19 protein-coding genes are annotated in these 20,881 nt (G+C 55.0%); 2 read left to right on the top strand and 17 right to left on the bottom strand.

Going from position 1 to position 20,881, the window contains the following annotated elements:
• Window positions 1-58: 58 nt before the first annotated feature.
• Complete coding sequence (locus LG301_RS02965) at window positions 59-1,579, bottom strand: aldehyde dehydrogenase family protein (protein WP_404473286.1); 1,521 nt, start codon at window positions 1,577-1,579, stop codon at window positions 59-61.
• Window positions 1,580-1,696: 117 nt separating this feature from the next.
• Between LG301_RS02965 and LG301_RS02960 the strand changes: the two genes are divergently transcribed.
• Entirely contained in the window at window positions 1,697-2,386 is a 690-nt protein-coding gene (locus tag LG301_RS02960; protein WP_404473284.1) for a LuxR C-terminal-related transcriptional regulator, read from the top strand.
• Here LG301_RS02960 and LG301_RS02955 read toward each other — a convergent pair.
• The 12 genes from LG301_RS02955 to LG301_RS02900 all read right to left on the bottom strand — a co-directional run bounded on the left by LG301_RS02955 (window position 2,383) and on the right by LG301_RS02900 (window position 16,644).
• Entirely contained in the window at window positions 2,383-3,762 is a 1,380-nt protein-coding gene (locus LG301_RS02955) for a NahK/ErcS family hybrid sensor histidine kinase/response regulator (protein WP_404473282.1), read from the bottom strand. The two genes, LG301_RS02960 and LG301_RS02955, sit on opposite strands and share 4 nt — an antisense overlap.
• Entirely contained in the window at window positions 3,731-4,921 is a 1,191-nt protein-coding gene (nosP, locus tag LG301_RS02950) for a nitric oxide-sensing protein NosP (protein WP_404473280.1), read from the bottom strand. Before nosP ends, LG301_RS02955 begins: the two co-directional genes overlap by 32 nt.
• On the bottom strand, window positions 4,875-7,121 hold the full coding sequence (locus LG301_RS02945) for an ATP-binding protein (protein WP_404473277.1): 2,247 nt from the start codon (window positions 7,119-7,121) through the stop codon (window positions 4,875-4,877). The genes nosP and LG301_RS02945 overlap by 47 nt, the downstream gene beginning before the upstream one ends.
• On the bottom strand, window positions 7,111-7,641 hold the full coding sequence (locus LG301_RS02940) for an oxidoreductase (RefSeq protein ID WP_404473274.1): 531 nt from the start codon (window positions 7,639-7,641) through the stop codon (window positions 7,111-7,113). Before LG301_RS02940 ends, LG301_RS02945 begins: the two co-directional genes overlap by 11 nt.
• 177 nt (window positions 7,642-7,818) lie before the next feature.
• Window positions 7,819-8,655, bottom strand: coding sequence for a DUF2189 domain-containing protein (locus tag LG301_RS02935; RefSeq protein WP_404473273.1), 837 nt, complete (start codon window positions 8,653-8,655; stop codon window positions 7,819-7,821).
• Window positions 8,656-8,948: 293 nt separating this feature from the next.
• On the bottom strand, window positions 8,949-9,377 hold the full coding sequence (locus LG301_RS02930) for a universal stress protein (protein ID WP_404473271.1): 429 nt from the start codon (window positions 9,375-9,377) through the stop codon (window positions 8,949-8,951).
• An 11-nt stretch (window positions 9,378-9,388) separates the two neighbouring features.
• On the bottom strand, window positions 9,389-11,992 hold the full coding sequence (locus tag LG301_RS02925) for a TRAP transporter permease (protein ID WP_404473269.1): 2,604 nt from the start codon (window positions 11,990-11,992) through the stop codon (window positions 9,389-9,391).
• 132 nt (window positions 11,993-12,124) lie between these two features.
• Window positions 12,125-13,105, bottom strand: coding sequence for a TAXI family TRAP transporter solute-binding subunit (locus tag LG301_RS02920; protein WP_404473267.1), 981 nt, complete (start codon window positions 13,103-13,105; stop codon window positions 12,125-12,127).
• A gap of 347 nt (window positions 13,106-13,452) precedes the next feature.
• A complete protein-coding gene (locus LG301_RS02915) occupies window positions 13,453-13,686 on the bottom strand; it encodes a DUF2798 domain-containing protein (RefSeq protein WP_404473265.1) in 234 nt (77 codons plus the stop codon).
• A gap of 108 nt (window positions 13,687-13,794) precedes the next feature.
• Window positions 13,795-15,099 carry a TRAP transporter large permease gene (locus tag LG301_RS02910; RefSeq protein ID WP_404473263.1) on the bottom strand — a complete coding sequence of 435 codons (1,305 nt, stop codon included), beginning with the start codon at window positions 15,097-15,099 and terminating at the stop codon, window positions 13,795-13,797.
• The gene (locus LG301_RS02905; protein ID WP_404473261.1) at window positions 15,089-15,568 is read right to left on the bottom strand and encodes a TRAP transporter small permease; all 480 of its coding nucleotides are present in this window, start codon (window positions 15,566-15,568) and stop codon (window positions 15,089-15,091) included. The genes LG301_RS02910 and LG301_RS02905 overlap by 11 nt, the downstream gene beginning before the upstream one ends.
• A gap of 65 nt (window positions 15,569-15,633) precedes the next feature.
• Window positions 15,634-16,644: a DctP family TRAP transporter solute-binding subunit gene (locus LG301_RS02900; protein WP_404473258.1), complete on the bottom strand. Its 1,011-nt coding sequence runs from the start codon at window positions 16,642-16,644 to the stop codon at window positions 15,634-15,636.
• 247 nt (window positions 16,645-16,891) lie between these two features.
• Here LG301_RS02900 and LG301_RS02895 point away from each other — a divergent pair, with 247 nt between their 5' ends.
• Window positions 16,892-17,758 (top strand): DMT family transporter, encoded by an 867-nt coding sequence (locus tag LG301_RS02895; protein ID WP_404473256.1) that lies wholly within the window; start codon window positions 16,892-16,894, stop codon window positions 17,756-17,758.
• 24 nt (window positions 17,759-17,782) lie between these two features.
• On the opposite strand, the gene LG301_RS02890 is transcribed toward LG301_RS02895, so the two are convergent.
• From LG301_RS02890 to modA, 4 genes are read right to left on the bottom strand one after another with little or no spacing between them, the layout of a single operon-like run.
• The gene (locus tag LG301_RS02890) at window positions 17,783-18,304 is read right to left on the bottom strand and encodes a DUF192 domain-containing protein (RefSeq protein ID WP_404473254.1); all 522 of its coding nucleotides are present in this window, start codon (window positions 18,302-18,304) and stop codon (window positions 17,783-17,785) included.
• Complete coding sequence (locus tag LG301_RS02885) at window positions 18,301-19,443, bottom strand: ABC transporter ATP-binding protein (protein WP_404473252.1); 1,143 nt, start codon at window positions 19,441-19,443, stop codon at window positions 18,301-18,303. The genes LG301_RS02890 and LG301_RS02885 overlap by 4 nt, the downstream gene beginning before the upstream one ends.
• Entirely contained in the window at window positions 19,436-20,104 is a 669-nt protein-coding gene (gene modB, locus LG301_RS02880; RefSeq protein ID WP_404473250.1) for a molybdate ABC transporter permease subunit, read from the bottom strand. The genes LG301_RS02885 and modB overlap by 8 nt, the downstream gene beginning before the upstream one ends.
• The gene (gene modA, locus LG301_RS02875) at window positions 20,104-20,877 is read right to left on the bottom strand and encodes a molybdate ABC transporter substrate-binding protein (RefSeq protein WP_404473248.1); all 774 of its coding nucleotides are present in this window, start codon (window positions 20,875-20,877) and stop codon (window positions 20,104-20,106) included. The genes modB and modA overlap by 1 nt, the downstream gene beginning before the upstream one ends.
• Window positions 20,878-20,881: the final 4 nt, after the last annotated feature.

Here is a 20,881-nt window from a genome sequence, read left to right as displayed (position 1 = left end):
CAGAGGATGTGCAGCATCGCCCGGCCTAGGCCGGGCGATGGGACGACATAACAAACGTTTAGAAGAACCCAAGCGGGTTGATATCGTAGCTGACCAGCAGGTTTTTAGTTTGCTGATAGTGATTCAGCGCCATTTGGTGCGTTTCGCGGCCAACGCCAGATTTCTTATAGCCACCGAAGGCCGCATGGGCGGGGTACTGGTGGTAGCAGTTGGTCCATACACGGCCTGCTTGAATGCCACGTCCCATGCGGAACGCCACGTTCATATCGCGGCTCCATACGCCTGCGCCCAGGCCAAACTCGGTGTCGTTGGCAATCGCCAGCGCTTCTTCTTCATCTTTGAAGGTCGTGACCGCGACCACTGGCCCAAAGATCTCCTCTTGGAAAACGCGCATCTGGTTATTGCCTTTCAGCAGCGTGGGCTGAATGTAATAACCGCTGTTAATGCTGTCATCCAGGGTCTCTTTGTTACCGCCGGTCAGGAATTCAGCGCCTTCGTCACGGGCGATATCCATGTACGACATAATCTTATCGAACTGCTCTTGAGACGCCTGGGCGCCCACCTGCACGTCGGTATCCAGCGGATTGCCGCGCTTGATGGTTTTGGTGCGCTCAATCACCTTCGCCATAAACTCGTCGTACATACTCTCCTGAATCAAGGCTCGCGACGGACAGGTACACACCTCCCCCTGGTTGAAGAACGCCAGCACGAGTCCTTCTACCGCTTTATCAATGAAGGTCGGCTCGGCATTCATGATGTCGGCAAAGTAGATGTTGGGAGACTTGCCACCCAGCTCGACGGTGGAAGGAATAATATTCTCTGCCGCGCACTTCAGAATATGCGAGCCAACGGGCGTTGAACCCGTAAAGGCAATTTTGGCAATCCGCTTGCTGGTCGCCAACGCTTGGCCTGCTTCCGCACCGAAACCATTGACGATGTTGAGCACGCCAGGGGGCAGCAGGTCGCCAATCACTTCCATCACTTTCAAAATCGAGGCGGGGGTTTGCTCAGCCGGCTTGAGCACCACGCAGTTGCCTGCTGCCAGCGCGGGGCCTAGTTTCCAGGCCGCCATCAGAATCGGGAAGTTCCAGGGAATAATCTGCCCCACAACACCCAGCGGCTCGTGGAAATGGTAAGAGACAGTGTTAGCGTCGATATCGGCAGCGGTGCCCTCTTGGGAGCGCAGGCAACCCGCAAAATAACGGAAGTGATCAACGGCGAGCGGAATATCCGCATTGAGGGTTTCACGAACGGCTTTACCGTTGTCCCATGTTTCGGCCACGGCGAGCATTTCAAGGTTTTGCTCAAGGCGGTCGGCAATTTTGAGTAAAATATTACTGCGCTCTTGAACCGAGGTTTTGCCCCATGCCGGTGCGGCCTTGTGCGCGGCATCCAGCGCTTTATCAATGTCTTCAGCGCTCGAACGGGGGATTTCGCAAAATACTTGACCGTTAACTGGACTAATATTGTCGAAGTACTGGCCGTTGACAGGGGGAACAAACTCACCGCCAATGTAGTTGCCATAACGTTTTTCAAATGACACCACGGAACCGGTATCACCAGGGTTGGCGTAGATCATCGTAAAGCTCCTGAGTATTATGATTATTAAAAGGTGCCAACTCAGTGTTGAACACATAGGCCTTTCTCGATATAGCCCGATGGCAGGACGCACCCTCATCCCTTGGTAGGAGACGCCATGTACTCGCTGTTAGTGGCAGATGATCATCCACTGTTCCGCGATGCGTTACTTGCAGTGGTAAGCGCTGGTTTAGCCGACACCCAACTCCTGGAAGCCGACAGCTTGGCAGCAGCGCTCCAGTGCGTTGAAAACAACGACGGGTTGGATCTGTTACTGCTCGATTTAAGCCTGCCCGATACGGAAGGCTTGGAGGGGTTAAAAATCCTGCGCGATACCTGCCCATGGCTGCCCGTTGCGATTGTGTCTGCGCTTCAAGAGCGCCAGCTGGTGCTGGACGCCATTGCACTGGGCGCGGTGGGCTATATTCCCAAATCAACGCCAAGGGAGCAGCTCTTGGCGGCAATCACGCAAATACTCCAGGGCCAGCTCTACTTACCCGCCGACATTATGCGCCGCCCGCCTCCGCGTAACCTTACCCCCACCACGGCGGAGAGCGCAGACCACCCACAAAACCGCCTGCCTCGGCTCACCGACAAGCAGCTGGATGTACTGAGCTGTATGAGCCAGGGGATGTCGAACAAGCAGATTGCCCGCGAGCTGACAATTGCTGAAACCACGGTGAAGACCCACGTCTCGGCTATTTTGCGAAAATTGGGGGCCAGCAGCCGAGTACACGCGATTGTGATTGCCGGGGAGGAGGACCTAAGCGGCTATATCGCCAAACGTGCAGCATTATCGAAGGATTAGCCGCTATCGAGCAGCGTACCTAGCAACATTTTTAAACGCAGTGGTTTAAGTGGCTTTAACAGGCAGTGCATGCCCGCTTGCCGCGTGGCGCGTTTCACAGACGCTTCATGGTTAGCCGTAATGACCACCGTGGCCAAGCCAGGATAGCGGCGGCGCAGACGGGCCGCTAAATCAATACCGTTTTCTCGGTGCTCGCCTAAATGGTAGTCCACCAACAGCGCTGCCGGGCGCTCTCCGTCGCTGGCGGCCTCCAGTGCGCTCAACGTTGCCGCTGCCCGCACTCGACACCCCCAACTGCCTAATAACGCCTGCATCCCTTCAATAATAGCCGGGTCATCGTCGATCACCCACACCACACAGCCTTGCAGCGGGTCATCACACCACTGGGCAACCAGGCGCGAACGGGGCGCTGTTTCTACGCTGCCGCTGGGCGCTGCGTAAGGGACTAAGATAGAGAACAGCGCCCCCTGGCCAAGCCGTGACGCCAGCGTGACGGGGTGGTTTAGCATAGTGCTAATGCGATCAACAATGGCAAGGCCTAAGCCCAGACCTCGACTATGATGGGCCTGCGGCTGACTGGCGCGCCGGAACTCTAAAAAAATTGCTTCGCGCTGCGGTTCTGGAATACCGGGACCGGTATCTCCCACCATGATTTCCAGCCCGTCGGGACGGCGGCGACAGCCTAACAGCAGATGCCCCTGCTCGGTGTAGCGCACTGCGTTACTGAGAAAGTTACGCACCACCCTCGCGAGCAGGGCCAGATCAGAGTCGACCCATGCACGTGAAGGAACATAGTGCAGCGCCAGGCCCCGAACTGCCGCCACTTGCCGGTACTCTTCGGCCAGTGCATCCAGCAGCGTGCTCACAGCAAACGGCGCTTTATCGGCATGCAGCACCCCGGCATCCAGGCGGGAAATGTCCACTAGCGTGCCCAGCAAGCCTTCAACATCTTTCAGCGAGCGCCCTATATGCCCCACTAGCGCTTGAGAGGCATCAGGCAGCGCATGGGTTTCCAGAGCACTGGCAAATAACCGGGCAGCATTTAGAGGCTGTAGTAAGTCGTGGCTAACCGCCGCCAAAAATTTCGTTTTAGAAAGATTCGCCGCTTCCGCTTCGGCATTCGCGGCTAATAGCCGCGCATTCACTTGGCTGAGTTCATCGAGCGTGCGGTGCAGCGCATCGGTTCGCTCACGCACCTGTTCAGCCAGCAACACTGAGCGCTCGAACGCCGCGTAGGGGGCGCCGTTGGGGCTGCCTCCCGACTCGACCCGCTCCATCAGTGCGTGGCAGACTTTACGCAGGCGGCGATTTTCTTCGCGTAGCGTCGCGTTATCCGCCGTTTCGTCACTGCTTGTCGCTAGCTGGAAGAGCGCCAAACGCCACCCCCGTAAAGGTTTGATTCACATGCATACCGTGGTGCTGCTCGCCATAGGTATTAAACCCGACGACTCGCGCTTGGCGTAGCAGCGATGATGCCTGATCCAACTGCTGCAGGGACTCCAGCGCCATACGGCGCAGAAAACAGTCGCAGCCGATAATCGTTGCGGTATCGCCTAAGCGCTCGCGCACGCTGAGCAGCATCGCTTCTAGGTCTTCTAACAGCGGCGCTGGCTGCATGGCGGTAAGCACGATACCGGTCTCAACCGCGCAGTAAAAGCTGAGACTGCCATCGTCATTGACCCGCTGAATAGAGCGAATGTAGTGCTGCTCGCCTAGGTGCACCGCAAGAGGGTGCTGGGCAAAAACGTGGGGGGTCAACTCCTCCACCCGGCAGCCCACCAGAGCCGCATATACCTCGGCGGCAGGCAGCCCGTTAAGCTCTAGCACTCGCCGCCGCTCGCGGTCAGCCACCGTGACCACTAGTTTATGAGCCAGCGGCACAAGATGATGACTTGAAAACACCTCAAACGGCAGCCGAGTATTCAGCATAACCACCACTGCAGCACGGGTATGGAAGCGTCCTTTGGCATATACATGGGTGTGCGTTAAGTGGTTATCATCCCCCGCTGAGCCGCCAAAACTGGGTATACGCCCCAGGGCAGCATCCAGCGTTGCCAACACCTGCTCTTCACGGCTGGATAATCCGTCTAACAGCGTGAGCGCAAAACTGTGATCATTAATAGGCGCCAACGCCTGATGGCGGCAGCGCTCTAATAAGTCATCAACCAACGGCTGTGCACGGGTAAGATCAAAGTGTTCCAGGTCATCAATCAGCTCGGTTTCCACCGCGAAAACCCGACGATCAAATCCAATAGCGACAATCGACCCCCGATCATACCCCTCAGGCGTCATCTCCCCTGCCGTCGTACAGCCACTCATTGGCACATCACTAAACGCATCGCTAAGGGCGTCGGCGAGGGTGTCTAGCGGGTACTCGGCGCTGCAGAAAAACAGCACAAACCCAAGCTGCGCATGGCATAGCGCCTGGGACAGTTCCATGGCCGCCTTGGTGGGTTCAGGGTGACGGCTGGCGGCGGAGAGTAGCCCATTAGGCGTTGGGGAGGTTGTCACGGTACCACGCCTCCAATGCACCATGAGTACGCGCGACACTTTGCCGTAACGCACCAAAAGCGTCTTCTATTTGGCTGTAAGAGCGCTGCGCCTGCGTCATCAATAGCTCTAGCCGCTGCGCCCGCCACGCCAGCTGTTCTGCGCCCACGCTTAGCGATTCGCCTTTCAGCTGGTGTGCCAAGCGCTCCACCTGCTTAGCCTGAGCACTCGAAAGCTCGCTAGGCCCGGAGAGGTACGCGCCAAGCTGTGCAGCGTAGTCATCTACTTGCTGATGATAGAGCACGACCAGCTGGGCAACGCTCGCCTGCCCTAAAGAACTCAGCAGCGTTTGCAGTGTGGTGCTGTTAAGCAGGGCCTGCCCCTCATTTGGCTTTGCGTGCGCCTCTAAAGTGGGCAGTTGCTGCGATGATGGAAAAAGCTGCAGGGATAAAACGTTGCTTAATGACAGCAGCGACAGCGGCTTGATGATGTAATCATCCATTCCCGCTGCCAGACAGCGGTTTCGATCATCTTCAGCACCGCCTGCCGTCATCGCGACAATGGGGACACTCGCCAGCCATCCGCCTTTCTCTCGCAGCATTCGCGTCACCGTCAGGCCATCCATATCCGGTAACTGAACATCCATAAAAATAAGATGTACCTGCTGAGTCTGCACCATCTCCAGCGCGTCTTGGCCATTTTCGGCACACACCACATCACATCCCAAACGTGAGAGGAGGCCCGTGGCAACTTTCCGGTTAACCGCATTATCTTCAACTAGCAGTAGCGACGTACCGATGAAATCCCGCGTGGGTTCAGAAGGCAGCGGAGAGCTTTGGGGGGGCGCCTCAATCAAGGGCAGATCACAATAAAACGTGCTGCCCTGGCCCGGCGCACTGACTACCCGCAAATGCCCTTGCATGGCGTCACACAGGCGTTTACAAATCGCCAACCCTAAACCGGTTCCACCAAAACGCCGAGCTACGCTTTCATCTGCCTGCTGAAAAGGCTCAAATAAAAGCGTCTGCTGCTCTTGGCTTAACCCGCAGCCGGTATCGCTCACCTCAAAGGAGAGGTTGTTCACAGTGGCATAGAGCCGAAGCGTGACCTGGCCATGGTCGGTAAACTTGATCGCATTGGCAATCAGGTTCAGCAAAATCTGTCTCAGCCTACCCGCATCCATCATGACCCAGGCCGGTACCAAGGGGTCAATGTGAAGCACGAGCTGAAGTCCCTTTGCTTGGGCACGCGGTTCAAAGAGTGCCATCACGCTATCCACCAGCGGTTTCACCGCCATGGGCGAGGTTTCCAGCGTTAAGTGCCCCGCTTCGATTTTAGAAAAATCGAGTATTTCATTAATCATCGCCAACAGCTGGTTAGCGCTGTCGTGGATAGTGCGTGCGTAGTCTTCTACCTGAGCGGGACTGACCGGCTCGCGCAGCAGCTCGCTCATGCCAATAACACCGTTTAGCGGCGTGCGAATTTCATGACTAACCATTGCCAGGAAATCAGACTTTGCGTGGTTAGCGGCTTGCGCCTGCTGAGCGGTGACCTCTAACTGGCGACTCAACTGCTCCTGTTCACGCCGCGCGGTAGCGCTTTCTCGCATTTCACGCACTAGAAAGCCAATAACGAGTAGAACGGCCAAGCTCATTCCTATGAGCAGTGTCATCAATACGTTGTATAGCGTGCTGAGCAGCGCACGCTCTTCCGTTGCGGATTCTGCCAAGTAACCATTGATCGCGATCACAAAGCGCTCGGTAAGCCGAGTGAGCACCTGCAGCTCTGTTTCTAAATTAATGATGGGTAACTGGGCGAGAGAGTCGTGGGGGTCAACCATGGGGTCCAGCGTGTCTAGCTGCTGCTGGATTTGGCTAAGCAGCTCGTTTGCCATAGTGACATTTTGCAATAGGGCATTCACCTCACCCTCTTTAAGCAACGTGATACGGCTATAGAGCAGTTCAAAGCGTAAGTTGAGCGCATCCTGTTCAGCTGGCGAAATAGGCCCACGGGTTGCCGCAAGTAAATGATTAAGCAGCTGAACCGCATCACGATCCAGCTTATAGACAACCCAGGCGGTATCTTCTCGCAGGCTTTGCGTTAGTTGGTCTTGACGCCAAGCCGCCAGTGCCGCGACCACCAGCGCCCCGGCAAACAGCAGCACGGTAATCATAGCCACAACTTTAAAACGCCGTGGATAACGCAACAGGCGAGGCGCACTCACCATAGGGCCGTTAATGGACATTAATGTGCATAACCTGCCAAACGGCCCTGAAGCGTATTTTCTCGCTTAACAGCTCCTCATTTTGATCAAAAGGATACAGCACCCATAACGGGCCGTACTCGCGAATAGGAATGGCTTTTTGATCGCGTTCGAGCGTCAAAATCACATCGTAATCATAAAAATCGCTAACCGGAATATTGGCTTCGTAACCGTTAAGCGCCAGTACATGCACGCTTTCTCCTTCGGCATCCAGGTGTTCTAGCAAGGTGCGCATTAGGGGCCCGCTATAGTGGCTAGTGCCTTCGGTCCATGGGGTACTCGTTTTAACCGTATGCTGTGGTAATGACTGCAGCATTTCCCTATCAAAATGCGCTTCTCTATGACTGCTATCACCCGTATTCGTGCGTGCAATATTACCTTTCACTTGCAGAATCACAGGCCCATCAGGAGAGGCCAATCCCGCCTGCGTTTCAGCTTGCACCGCTTGAGGAATGCTGAACGCCAGCACAACCCACCCCAATAACAACGCTTTCACAGCCACTACCTCGCTTTAAAGCGCTCAGAGCATAGCCTGATACATCCCGGCCACCCAGCGCGAGCAATAAAAAAAGAGACAACGTAGAGGTTACGCCATCTCTTTTCGTAGGTCAGGTAATTTACGCGTTTTTCGTCAACGAACGGACGCCTTTAAACGGCTGCTGTTTTGAACGCGAAGCGATTAGGTTTTTATCTCCTCAATAGTCTCAAAGCGCACGAGTTCCTCATAAGCGTGCCAGCTTGCATGACCCAACACTGGCAATATAAGTGCTAAACCGATGTAAAAGGTCATTACCCCCACCAACACGCACCCTGTGAGGATAGCGGCCCAAAGCAGCATAGGACGGAAGTTACGTGCAACGCAGCGAACACTGGCTTCTATGCCTTCCATAAACGTCAGATCTTGATCCATTAAGGTGGGAATAGCCACTACGCTAATGGCAAAGGCACCAAAGGCGAGAATAGCGCCCGCCGCGGTGCCTACAGCCAACATGCCGATTCCTTCAGGGGTCGTGAGTAGCGCAGTGTAAAGCGTTGCGGGACTTGGTACTTCAAAACCAAAAAACAGCGCAAACAGCAGCGTGGCCAGACGGATCCAGGCAAGAAAGAAGATCATCATCATGACGCCCATCATTGCTAACTGCCCAGCGTGGGGTTTCCAGCTGCCAAATGCATCACCCAAGTTAGGCACTCTGCCCTGCTCTAGCGCCTGACTAATGCCATAAGAGCCCACCGCGACCAAAGGGCCCACAAACATAAAACCTGCAATCATCGGCAATAGCCAATACCAATATCCCAGAGTAAACGCCCCAAACGTGATAGCAATACTCAAGCCCACCCAAAACATGCCGTAGGACAAACTAACGGCGGTGGCACGCCGGAAGTCTTCAAGGCCTGACGTTAACCAGGCACGTGGACGATCCATTCCCACTTTATTGATCGTGATTTTAACTGAGGGTGTGTCTTTAGTCGTTGGCATATGTGCGTGGTCTTGTGTTTTTGTAGTGGTCGCATTCATGGCATAACTCCTGTGATGTACCAGGGCTGCATTCTTGCCTTTAACATTAATCCCAACTTAATGGCTTAACGTACTTTTAATGTAGTTGAACGCAGTGATACTGAGAGCTAATAAGGCTAGCAAGTACAAAAAATCCACCATCAGCGCTGTTACCACGAATTAAATTGATGTGTTAGCACCTCCTAACTTTCCCCGAAAAACACACAAGCATCAGCGGCATGACGGCCAGCACAAACCAAAACGCCAGGCTCAAGGCCTGGCGTTGGGGAAAAAAGAGCAGAGATTCGGTGCTCTTATCGTACGATCATTACCGATGTTTTAGCGTGGTGAACCACGTGTTCGGCGTTAGGCCCCAGTACGTAATCGACAAATTTCCGCTTATTGTGGGAAGCCATTACAATCAGGTCGACATCCAGCTTTTTACCGGCCTTAATAATTGCCTCCCAGGGCGAGCCATCCACAATCACACTCTGCGTTTGTATACTTTCAGGTATGTTCTTTTGGATGAACACATGCTGCGCTTCTTTAATAGCGTCGTGCGCCTTTTTAGAAAAATCTTTCGGAAAATAAGCGCCCACCATAGGCATCTTAAATTCCGGCAGCACTGTCACAATATGAAGCGAAGCCCCAAAGGTTTCACATAGCGTAATCGCCGTGGGTAGCGCCTTTTTCCATGACGCCTCTTCGTTTAGATCAACCGGCAACAGAATCTTTTTGTACATGGTGACCTCCTTTAGGCTTCAGCAGCCGCGTTATCCGGCCGGCCTGTATGACGGCGGCGACGTTGAAGAAGAACCACTAAGGCAAAAACGGCAAAGCCAGGTAACCACATCCACTCTTTCGCCCAACGGTCTACCGGTGCAAGCACTTCGATGATCTCCTGGTCGAAGTCAAAGCCAATATCCTGTGCCAAGCTGCCGAACTCTACAAAGTCAACGAGCGTTTGATCACCATCGGTGTAAAGCTCTATACCCAGATTCGCCATACGCTCTTCGCCGCTATCGCCACGGGGCACAGGCACAAGTAGGTAGGTGGTTATGGGATCACCGAAATCGTCTTCCCCTGCAATTTGGATGCGCAGATTACTGCCATCGTCCACCTGTCCTAGCGCCTCTGCAAACTGTGCCGGCGGAACCGACTCGTAGGGGTCGTGGATGCGATCCATCCAAAAGCCCGGACGGAACAGCGTAAAGGCCACCAACAGCAGCAGCAGCGACTCATACCAGCGATTACGAGCAATCATGTAACCCTGGGTTCCTGCCGCAAAGATCAGCATCGCGGTGGTCGAAACGATGAACACGACAATCCCCTGCATAAACGTAACGTCAATCAACAGCAGGTCGGTATTAAAGATAAACAGGAACGGCAGCGCGGCCGTGCGCAGGCTGTAGTAAAACGCCTGGAAACCGGTACGCAGTGGATCACCGCCGGAAACCGCCGCAGCGGCAAACGAGGCGAGCCCCACGGGCGGCGTGACATCTGCCATGATCCCGAAATAGAACACAAATAAGTGCACGGCAATCAGCGGCACAATAAGACCATTCTGCTGACCCAGGAGCACAATGACCGGTGCCATGAGTGCAGATACCACAATGTAGTTAGCTGTGGTTGGCAGGCCCATGCCCAAAATCAAGCTCAGCAGTGCCGTTAGCAACAGAATCATCATCAGGTTGCCGCCGGAAAGGATCTCCACCACATCCGCCAGCACTAACCCTACGCCAGTTTGTGAAACGGCACCCACCACGATACCGGCGGTGGCGGTAGCAATACCAATACCGATCATATTACGGGCACCGGCGACCAGGCCGTCCCACAGATCCTTAAAGCCTTCTTTAACATCCGCGCCGAACTGGCTATGGCCCCGGAAAAAGGCAATCACCGGCCGCTGAGTGACCATGATAAAGATCATAAACATCGTCGCCCAAAACGCCGACAGCCCTGGCGACATACGCTCCACCATCAAACACCACACCAGCACAACGACCGGCAGGATGTAATGTAAACCCACCATCACTGTGGGCCGTGTTTGAGGCAGTTTGACAACGGCCGAATTGGGGTCATCCATTTCCAGCTCTGGGTATTTCGAGCTGATCTTCAATAAGCCGATATACGTTACCGCCAAGCCCACGGCGATCACCCAAGGTGTGGCCTCACCGAGCACTGGCTTAAGCCAGCCGAGGCCGTAATAAACGGCAAAAGAGAGGGCCATCAACAGTATCAGCCCCGTCATAAAACCGAGGACCTTGTTAAGCAGCGGGCGCACAGGGTTGCTTGAAGGCAGCCCCTTCATATCAGCCTTCAACGCCTCCAGATGCACGATATAAATCAACGCAATATAGGAAATAATCGCTGGCAAAAAGGCGTGCTTGATAACGTCAACGTAAGAGATGCCTACATATTCCACCATCAAGAAGGCGGCCGCCCCCATTACCGGTGGCATAATTTGACCATTCACTGACGAAGCTACTTCAACAGCACCCGCTTTTTCGGCGCTAAAGCCCACGCGCTTCATCATCGGAATTGTAAAGGTGCCGGTGGTCACTGTATTGGCGATCGACGACCCCGAAATCAAACCGGTCATGCCCGAAGCCACCACAGCCGCTTTCGCAGGACCACCTTTAAAGTGACCCAGCATAGAAAAAGCCACTTTGATGAAGTAGTTACCGGCACCCGCTTTATCTAACAGGGCACCAAACAGCACAAATAGGAAAACAAAACTGGTGGAAACCCCCAGCGCGATGCCAAACACACCCTGAGTACCCAACCACTGGTGATTAATCAACCCGCCTAGGCTCACGCCGCGGTGGGCCAATATTCCCGGCATATGGGGGCCAAATAGCGAGTAAACAATAAACAAACCGGCCACAATCATCAGCGGCGGCCCTAGCGCACGCCGGGTGGCTTCCAGCAGCATAATAATGCCGATCACGCCAATGATGATGTCTTGAGTAATCGGGCTACCCGGACGCTGAGCCAGGTCATCGTAAAACAAAAACAGATAAGCGCCGCAAAAAGCCGCTACCGCTGCAAACGCCCAATCCTGAAGCGGAATACGATCGCGCGGAGAACGTTTTAAAGCGGGATAGGCCATAAAGGCTAAAAACAGCGCAAACGCCAAATGTATCGAGCGTGATTCAGTCGCACTGAACACCCCAAAACCCAACATGTAAGAGAGTGGCGATGCTATCCATAGCTGGAATAGCGACCACGCTGCAGCAATGCCTACCAGCAGCTTGCCCGGCACCCCCGCTGGCTTTCGTGCCCCGGAGTCGCTGGATGCGACCATATCCTCCAGGTCAGTATCAGCGGCCGCCGAAGGTTGTTTGTCATCACGCATACGCTTGCCCTGCCTATGGTCAGCGCTGACAATCAGCGCTTTCAACAAGAAACGCGGACACTTTGGGCGTCCGCGCTTTATTACTTGCAGTGAACGCTGTTCACCTGCTGCTCTTTATGTGACGGTTCAGAATTACTCGATCCAGCCACGCTCACGGTAGTAACGCTCTGCACCATCGTGCAGCGGCGCCGTTAAGCCGTCAGCAATCATGTCTTCTTCGTTCAGGTTTTCAAACGCTGGGTGTAGACGCTTGAAACGATCGAAGTTTTCAAACACGGCCTTAACCGTTTCGTAAATTACGTCTTCATCAACGTCAGTGGAAGAAACGAACGTTGCTGCAACACCGAAGGTTTCAACATCTTCGTCGTTGCCACGATATAAGCCACCCGGGATCACAGAGCGGGTGTAGTACGGATACTCTTCAATCAGCGCGTCAATTTCTTCGCCAGTCACCGGTACTAAACGCGCATCAATTGTCGTAGTGGCTTCTTGGATAGAACCATTAGGGTGGCCTACCACGTACACCATGGCATCGATGTTGTTATCTGAAAGCGCGGCGGACTGCTCGGCGGCGTCCAGCTGTGAGGCAAGGGCAAAGGTGTCTTCATCCCAACCAAACGCATCCATGACCACATCCATGGTGTTACGCTGGCCAGAACCAGGGTTACCAATGTTGACGCGCTTACCGGGGAAGTCGGTAATCGTTTCAATACCGGAATCAGCACGAGCAACAACGGTGAGCGGCTCGCCGTGCATGGTAAATACGGCGCGCATATCTTCCCAAGGGCCCGTATCTTCGAAATTGGCTTCGCCATTGTAAGCACGGTACTGGACATCCGACTGCACCACGCCCATGTCCAGCTCGCCGCTCTTCATGCCGTTAACGTTAGCGACCGAACCACCGGTAGACGGTGCATTACAGCGAATATTGTGCTCATCGCTACCGCGGTTAACCATCCGGCAAACCGACTGGCCCACCACATAGTAAACGCCGGTTTGACCACCGGTACCGATGGTAATGTAACGATCTTGAGCCACTGCCGGAGAGGCAAAGCTTGCCGCTGCAATCAGCGCGCCTGAAAAGGCAGCGGTAGAAAATACATGGCGTTTCATGGAAATACCTCTTTATCTTGATGTTGTGAGCGTTATGCGCTTTGAAACCACCTGCAGAACGGTTCCCTTCAGGTGCCTCGATATCAAAACGTTTTCAAGACAATCTTTTATCTGCATCGGCGGTTAGTGCCGACTTCTACTACTTTAGCGAAAAAACACGCGTTTGGCGAAACCCCATTCGGTCACAAGCACTTGTGTTTCAAGCACCGCTAACGCTATGAGTGTTTAAGTCTAGCGGGCTTAAACGTTTAGTAGGCGTTAATTGATGCTTACGTCGAAAGAATATGCGTTTCGCGCATAGCCTATGAATATTTAAGCATGCACCTACCTTGCTTAAGGTTTAGGGCTCATCCGGCTTTTTTGATAAGCGCTGCCGCCAGCCGCTGAAGCCGTGGCGCACCAAGCAAAATCAAACAAAATGCGATGGGCCAGGCAATGTAGAAAGCGCGCCACCAGCGCCCTAAAAAGCCTTCTATCAGCCCCGTATTTGCCCAGGTGATGACAAACGTCATCAGAGTAACCATGTAGATCGACATCAAAAATGCAAACACTAATGGGGCGAAGCGTGGGGGGAATATCATCTTATCTCCAACGTAAATACGGCGTAGGGTAAGTGGCACACCATACAACAAAAAGAAATATACTAATAACCTAAAAGAAGCACCAAAACAGGATGCGCCGACCAACTATCAAACGTTGTAACCCAACATCGTCGGTAGCCACAGCGCAATGCTTGGAAAAATTGCAACCAGCGTCAGCGCGCATGCCATGGCCACTACAAACAGCAGTGCCCAACCGATGGTGTGCTCCAAACGTATCTTGGCGACTTCCGTCGTCACCATCAGGTTCACCGCGACGGGAGGTGTAAATTGTCCAATCGCAATGTTCATGGCTAATAAAATCCCGAACCACACCGGATTCCACTCGAAGTGCTGCATCACAGGAATCAGAATAGGCATCATAATCAGATAGATGGAGATGGCATCCAGCAGCATACCGGCTACCAATACCGCTAACATCACGAGCACCAATAGCAGCACGCCGTTATCAGTTAGGCTAATGATCCATTCGGCTAAATGGCGGAAGGTGCCTAGCATGGTGCCCGCCCAGGCAAAAATACCTGCCAGGGCAATAATGAGCATCACCACCCCAGAAATAATCGCCGCTTCGCCGAGCAGCTCCCATAAATCGCGTAGCGACAGCTCTTTGGTGAGAAACAGCCCCACCAGCGTGCCGTAGGCAACCGCTACCACCGCGGCTTCGGTGGGCGTAAACAGGCCAGAGCGAAGACCACCCAAAATTAGCACCGGAGCAAAAAGGGCTGGCAGCGCTTGTTTAAACGTCGTGCGTACGCTGAGCAACTCAGCGCCTTCCACCGGCGTGCCGCCTTCCCACCCGTAGCGTTTGGAAACAATCAATGCCGGCACTAAAAGCGCTAACCCCGCTAAAATACCGGGAAAGAGGCCTGCTGCAAAAAGTGCGCGAAGATCTACCCCAGGTACCACAATGGAGTACAGAATCAGCGCCACCGACGGAGGAATCAAAATCGCCGTTGAGGCGGAGGCCGCGATCAGCGTGGCCGAAAATGGTTTGGGGTACCCCGCCTTTGTCATGCTTGGCAGCATGACCATGGCCACCGCTGCGGCGTCTGCAGGGCCGGAGCCACTCATGCCGCCCATAATCATGCACACCAACACTGCCACCAACGCCAAACCACCATGGCGCGGGCCAATCAGCGCCTGTGCAAAGCGCACTAAACGAAGCGCAACGCCAGAGCGTTCAAAAATCAGCCCGGTCAGGATAAATAGCGGTATCGCAATCAATGGGTATTTCGCAATGCTGTTATAGGTGTTGGTACCCAACGTTGCCAGCATGTCGGGGGAAAGCCCCACCAGAATGCCCACCGCCCCAGAAAGCGCTAGCGAAAAGGCCACCGGCACGCCGGCAATGAGCAACCCGGCGAAGGCCAGGATCATCCAGATATCAGGCGTCATTGTTCAGCTCCCCCTGCAACCGATCGCGGGTTTGCTGAACTAGGCGCCACAACATGGCGCCAGAAAGCACCGGCAACCAAAGAAGATACCACCACTGGGGCAGTCCTAAGCCCGGTGAAAGCGACTCCCACTGGTACTCCTGCCACGCTAGCTTGCCGCCGTACCAGGTAATCAACCCCAGCACGATCAGCCCACACAAAGCTTGAAACAGAATCAAGGCACTCCGCCACCGCCCAGGCAGTGCGCGTTCTAAAAAACTAATGCGGATATGCCGATTACGCCTTAGCGCCACCGATGCGCCCGCGAATGTCAGCACCACCAGTAGAAAAACCGAAAACTCTTCAGTAAACGAAAACGAGCCGCCTGTGAGGTAGCGTGTAACCACATTCCCCAGGCTAATCAGCGAGATAACAACAAGAGATAGCGCACCAAGCCAGCGTTCGGGGCGCGCATCGGGAAAGCCTTTCATCGGCAACCTCTTAAGAAAAGCTACCGGCCCAGTCATCGGGCCGGCAGTTAAAGCATCAGGCGTGATTAACGCGCGTCGATGGCTGATTGAGCGGCTTCTACCAGCTCTTCGCCGATGCGCGGCGCCCATTTTTCATAAACGGACTGGGTCGCATCCACAAAGGCTTGATACTGCTCGTCAGTAAGCTCCGTTACCGTGACGCCGCGCTTCTGAATAGCCGCCAGGCGCTCGCTCTCCTCATCACGGGTCATGGCGATTTCCCATGCGCCTGCTTCTTCGGCGGTTTCACGCAGTAACGTCTGATGCGCTTCGCTCAGCGAACGCCATACCTGCTGATTCACGGCAAAAATCAGCGGGTCGTTCATGTAGTTCCAGAGCGTTAAGTGCTCCTGGCCCACTTGGTCAATACGCGCCACGTCAAACACCGAAAGCGGATTTTCCTGGCCATCAACCGCGCCAGTGGTCAGCGCGGGCTGGGCATCTGTCCAGCTCATTTGCGTAGGGTCTGCACCGAGCGCCGAGAACGTATCCTGGAACAGCGGCGAACCGACAACACGAATTTTCAAGCCATCCAAATCACTTGGCTGGCTAATCGCCCCTCGGGAGTTAGAGACTTGGCGAAAGCCATTTTCGCCCCAGGCGAGCGGCACTACACCGCGAGACTCAATGGCTTCGAAGACCATTTCTCCCGCCTCACCGCCAGTGACGGCATCTACCGATGCTTCATCAGGAATAAAAAACGGTAAAGAGAACAGGTTGAGTTCAGGCACCTGAGGGGACCAGTTGATGGTTGACCCTACCGCCGCATCAATCAACCCCGAGCGCATGGCGGAAAATTCGCGGGTTTGATCGCCAGAAACCAGCTGCGAGTTCGGGTAAACCCGAAGCGTCAGCTCTCCCCCGCTACGCTCCTCCACCAGTTCAGCCCACTTTTCAGCGGCCTGCCCCCAGGGAAAGGCATCCGACAACACCGTGGAAACCGAAAGCTCACGCGCCTGAGCAGAAAGTGAAGCGGAAAGTAGTGCGGCACCGGCCAAGCCAGCGGTAAAACGAGCCATAGAGCGTGTCAGCGTCATTGTGTCGATCCTTATTGGTTTTTATGGTGCGTTTTTTATGAATTGTGCGGTTTTATGCTGCTTAGCGCACATTTGCAGGCACTGTACGCTATCGAAGCAGCCCTCCATTGTAGGCACTCGCGGTTTGAAAGAAAGCGAAGGATTGAGCTTTTAACTTTCAACTTTTGGTGCAAATGGCGTTGAACGTTACTGTGTCGCTTGCTTGCTGCTAAGCTACATCACTTTCTCTCACTTCAGGGACAGCCACGTGCCGCTTCGTGATTTGCTATTAGGCCTCTTTGTTATTGCCATTTGGGCACTCAATATTATCGTGATCAAAGTAGGCGTAGCAGAGCTCCCACCGCTGTTAATGACCACTCTCCGGTTTATGTTAGTGGCCTCCCTGCTGGTGCCTTTTTATCCGGTTGCCCGCGCCCAGCTGCCATTCTTACTGCTGCTCTCAATCACCTTTGGCAGCCTGCACTTTGCGCTACTGTTTATTGGTCTGGGCCAGGCAGAAGCGGGCACCGGTGCGCTATTGGTACAGATGGGCACGCCCTTTGCCACGCTATTAGCGGTGGTATTTCTTAACGAAAAACTGGGGCCCAAACGTATCGTGGGGCTTTTGCTCTCATTTTCAGGAATCATTGTGTTAGCCGGTGGGCCCACGTTGCCCACCCCTATCCCCCTGGCAATTCTTTTGTTGAGTGCATTCGGCTGGGCGGTATCGCAGCTGTTGATCAAACGTGGGCCGCCCATTGCCCCGCTGGCATTGGCGGGCTGGGTGGCGCTATTTGCTGTACCTCAAGTTGCGCTGGGGTCGTGGCTATTTGAAAGCGGCCAGTGGCAGGCGATGCGGCAAGCCAGCTGGCTAGGGTGGGGGGCGATGATTTACACCGCCGTGATGTCGTCGATTGTGGCCTACGGCATTTGGTACGGGTTATTGCGGCGTCACCCGGTTAATCGTGTGGTGCCAATGACGCTGCTGATACCCGTTCTCGCAGTTGGCCTGGGCGCGCTGCTAATGGGCGATAGCTTAGGCTTTCACAAGCTTACCGGCGGCGGGTTAGTCGTGGCGGGTATCGCGCTGATCGTTTTGAAAATGGGTAAGCGCCGACGTTCCAGCACCGCCTAATTCACCGCATGCAAAAACGCACGTTTAACTATCGGGGCGGCAGAATCCCGCTAAAGCGGGTACAGACACACAGTCGCCCACTTGAATACCGCGCTCAGCGAAATAACCGGCGTTTACTTCAAGTGCAGAGTAATAGGCGGTTCCTGCTGGGTAACTAGGGCACTCTCTCGGCGCCTCAGCGTCACAGGGCTGCATGGTGTTAATCGCCACAATGCGCCCTTCGCCATCTATATAAGCAATATCCAGCGGAATCAGCGTGCGGTACATCCAAAAGGCATTACCCGCTGGTTGTTCGCTCTCAAACCGAAACAGCATTCCGCGCGTTTCCGGCAAGTGTTCACGCCCCATTAGACCCCGCTGGCGCTGAGCCGTGGTTTCCGCCACTTCCACATCCAATCGATGGGGGCCATCCTGGCTGTGAATCGCAAGCGGTAGCGTAGCAGCTTGGCTGGACTCCACTGCCCAAGAAAGCAGCGGCACTGGCAAGCTGGCGGCCAGAGAAACACCGAGGGAGGTTTTTAACAACTGACGGCGCGTCATAGTCATAGCGAGTTCCTTTTGTTATGCGGTGCCACATGGGGACGATGCGCTGGCATCAGGTGTATGCCTTCCGCCAGCAGCGACACATGCACCTGCTCGCCAAGCGTGAGCTGGTTACGCCTAGCCGCATGCGTCGCGATGTCGAAACGTAACATATCGCCATTTGAAACACGCAGCACAATCGACGTAATGCCACCGAGCACCACCATTTCACTGACGAAGGCCGCTACGGGGTTTTCGCGCTCACCCTGGGAGGGCCGCCCTCGTCGATGCAGTACAATATCCGATGGCGGCAGGTACCAGCCTATACGGCTGCCCACGGCAAACGATTGGAGTCCCTCGCCGACTTCCAGCAGCCACTCGCCCCACTTAAGACGGCGCTGCCCCTGCCAGTCCACCACTTCGCCCTCAAAGACATTATGACGATCAAGCAAACGCGCCACTAAAGGTGAGATAGGCCGTCGGAACAGCGTTTCAGGCGTGCCCTGCTGAAGGCTAGTGCCGTTATGTAGCACGCAGATTTGATCCGCTAGCGCAGCGGCTTCCTCTAAGTCGTGGGTAACTAGCACAATGGGGATAGGTATTTGCTGGCGCAGCAGCGCTAGCTCCCGCTGTAAGCGGCGTCGCGTGACTTGGTCGACTGCCGAAAAAGGCTCATCCAGCAGTAACACTCGTGGCTCGCGGGCCAGTGCTCGCGCCAGCGCCACCCGCTGGCGCTGGCCACCGGAAAGCTCATTAGGAAAGCGTGCCTCTAACCCTTCCAAGCGCACCTTACTCAGCCACTGCATTGCATGGGCATAGCGCTGGGATTTGGGCAGATGGCTAAGGGCAAGCTGAATATTATCCAGTGCGTTTAAATGCGGAAACAGTGCGTAATCTTGAAATACCATGCCGATTTGGCGCTGCTGGGGAGATAGCGAAATACGCTTGCCATCTGCATGTTCAGGTGTTGAAAACCAGGCCTGCCCGGCACAGGTCACCTCGCCGTATTTGGGTTGATAAAGCCCCGCGATAGTGCGCAGCAGTGTGGTTTTACCACTGCCCGATGGCCCGACCAGCGCCAGCAGCTCTCCCGGCGCGCAGCTAAACGACGCGTGAAGCGGTATCGGGCCGCTTTGCTCAACCGTTACCGTGAGATTAGCCACGTGCCCACCTGCGCTTGCCTGCTAGGCCATATACGAGGCCCAGAGTGGTGAGCGATACCAACAGCAGCAGCGCTGACATACGCGCCGCCCCCTGCTCGTCAAATGCCTGTACACGGTCGTAAATCGCAATCGCCAAGGTGCGGGTTTCACCATCGATAGCGCCCCCCACCATCAAAATAACGCCAAACTCACCCAGCGTGTGGGCAAAGGTTAAGGCGGCAGCGGAGAGAATACCTGGCCACACTAGCGGCAGCTCAATACGCCAGAGGGTTTGCAAGGGGCTAAGGCCGCTACACCACGCCGCTTCGCGCAGGTTAGTGGGCACATGCTCAAAGGCTCGTTGAATAGGCTGAATAGCGAAGGGAAGATTAGCAATGAGCGACGCTAACAAGATGCCGCTAAAGGTGAAGTTTAACCCGCTTCCGGTAAGCGTTGCCCATACGCTGCCTAACGGAGCATCACGGCCAAACTGCTGCAGTAAATAGAACCCCAGCACCGTGGGCGGCAGCACCAGCGGCAGCGCGATAAGGGCTTCGCATAGCCCTTTGCCCCGAAAGCGTGCCGTTGCCAGGGCGCGACCCGCCCATATTCCAACGGGAAGTAAAAACAGGCACGTTAACGCGGCCAAACGAAGCGAAACCGACAGCGCCGACCAATCCATTACTCGGTACTAAAGCCATACTGCTTGAGAATCGCTAGCGCTTCGTCTTCCTGAAGCCAGGCATAAAAGGCTTTCGCCACGTCACCCGCTTGGCGGGTGAGCACCATGCGCTGGCGTAGCGGTGCATGCCACTCCTCAGGAATCAGTACGTACTCACTGCGCTCGGCAAGGGCTGGGGCTAACGCCAGCGAATAAGCCACCAAGCCACCGCGGGCATCGTCTGCCAAAGCAAACTGGGCCGCTTGGGAGACATTCTCTCCTAACACGCGAAGCGGCGCGACCGGCTCCCATAACGAAGCATGGCTCAGCGCCTGCTGGGCAGCAACGCCGTAAGGCGCATGCTCAGGATTTGCCAAAGCGATACGCGCGCGCGTACCGCTGGCTTGGGCGGCAATGGCTTGCTCGACGCCGGCTAACGGGGCGGTGTCATCGGGCAAGTCGCCACGCTGTGAACGCTGTAGCCATACCAGCCGACCAGCAGCGTAAATAGTGCCCTCATCCAGGGTATGGCCCTCCTGATGAAGCGCGAAGACATACGCTTCATCAGCGGAAAGGTAGAGTTCAAAGGGCGCCCCCTGGGCAATTTGACGGCGGAAGTTGCCCGATGACCCAAAGTTAAGCCTTACGTCTGCCCCGGTCTGCGCCTTAAACCGCTCAGCCGCTTCGGTAAGCGCAAACTGTAAATCCGATGCCGCCGCGATAATCGGTGGCTGCGCACTGGCCAATGCCGGTGCGCTGACGAACATCAAACAAGCCAATAGCAGTGCACGCATGGCG

The sequence above is a fragment of the Vreelandella venusta genome, assembly GCF_044809155.1.
Taxonomy (GTDB): domain Bacteria; phylum Pseudomonadota; class Gammaproteobacteria; order Pseudomonadales; family Halomonadaceae; genus Vreelandella; species Vreelandella venusta_B.
Note: the sequence above shows the minus strand (reverse complement) of the source record. Positions and strands in the feature narration are given on the sequence as shown.

Excerpts from the sequence above, each read along its gene's own strand:
- LG301_RS02930 (WP_404473271.1), bottom strand. The coding sequence starts at position 9,377 with ATGTACAAAAAGATTCTGTTGCCGGTTGATCTAAACGAAGAGGCGTCA.
- modA (WP_404473248.1), bottom strand. The coding sequence starts at position 20,877 with ATGCGTGCACTGCTATTGGCTTGTTTGATGTTCGTCAGCGCACCGGCA.
- nosP (WP_404473280.1), bottom strand. The coding sequence starts at position 4,921 with ATGGTGCATTGGAGGCGTGGTACCGTGACAACCTCCCCAACGCCTAAT.
- LG301_RS02925 (WP_404473269.1), bottom strand. The coding sequence starts at position 11,992 with ATGCGTGATGACAAACAACCTTCGGCGGCCGCTGATACTGACCTGGAG.
- LG301_RS02905 (WP_404473261.1), bottom strand. The coding sequence starts at position 15,568 with ATGAAAGGCTTTCCCGATGCGCGCCCCGAACGCTGGCTTGGTGCGCTA.
- LG301_RS02915 (WP_404473265.1), bottom strand. The coding sequence starts at position 13,686 with ATGATATTCCCCCCACGCTTCGCCCCATTAGTGTTTGCATTTTTGATG.
- LG301_RS02935 (WP_404473273.1), bottom strand. The coding sequence starts at position 8,655 with ATGAATGCGACCACTACAAAAACACAAGACCACGCACATATGCCAACG.
- LG301_RS02900 (WP_404473258.1), bottom strand. The coding sequence starts at position 16,644 with ATGACGCTGACACGCTCTATGGCTCGTTTTACCGCTGGCTTGGCCGGT.
- modB (WP_404473250.1), bottom strand. The coding sequence starts at position 20,104 with ATGGATTGGTCGGCGCTGTCGGTTTCGCTTCGTTTGGCCGCGTTAACG.
- LG301_RS02945 (WP_404473277.1), bottom strand. The coding sequence starts at position 7,121 with ATGTCCATTAACGGCCCTATGGTGAGTGCGCCTCGCCTGTTGCGTTAT.
- LG301_RS02965 (WP_404473286.1), bottom strand. The coding sequence starts at position 1,579 with ATGATCTACGCCAACCCTGGTGATACCGGTTCCGTGGTGTCATTTGAA.
- LG301_RS02910 (WP_404473263.1), bottom strand. The coding sequence starts at position 15,099 with ATGACGCCTGATATCTGGATGATCCTGGCCTTCGCCGGGTTGCTCATT.
- LG301_RS02890 (WP_404473254.1), bottom strand. The coding sequence starts at position 18,304 with ATGACTATGACGCGCCGTCAGTTGTTAAAAACCTCCCTCGGTGTTTCT.
- LG301_RS02960 (WP_404473284.1), top strand. The coding sequence starts at position 1,697 with ATGTACTCGCTGTTAGTGGCAGATGATCATCCACTGTTCCGCGATGCG.
- LG301_RS02920 (WP_404473267.1), bottom strand. The coding sequence starts at position 13,105 with ATGAAACGCCATGTATTTTCTACCGCTGCCTTTTCAGGCGCGCTGATT.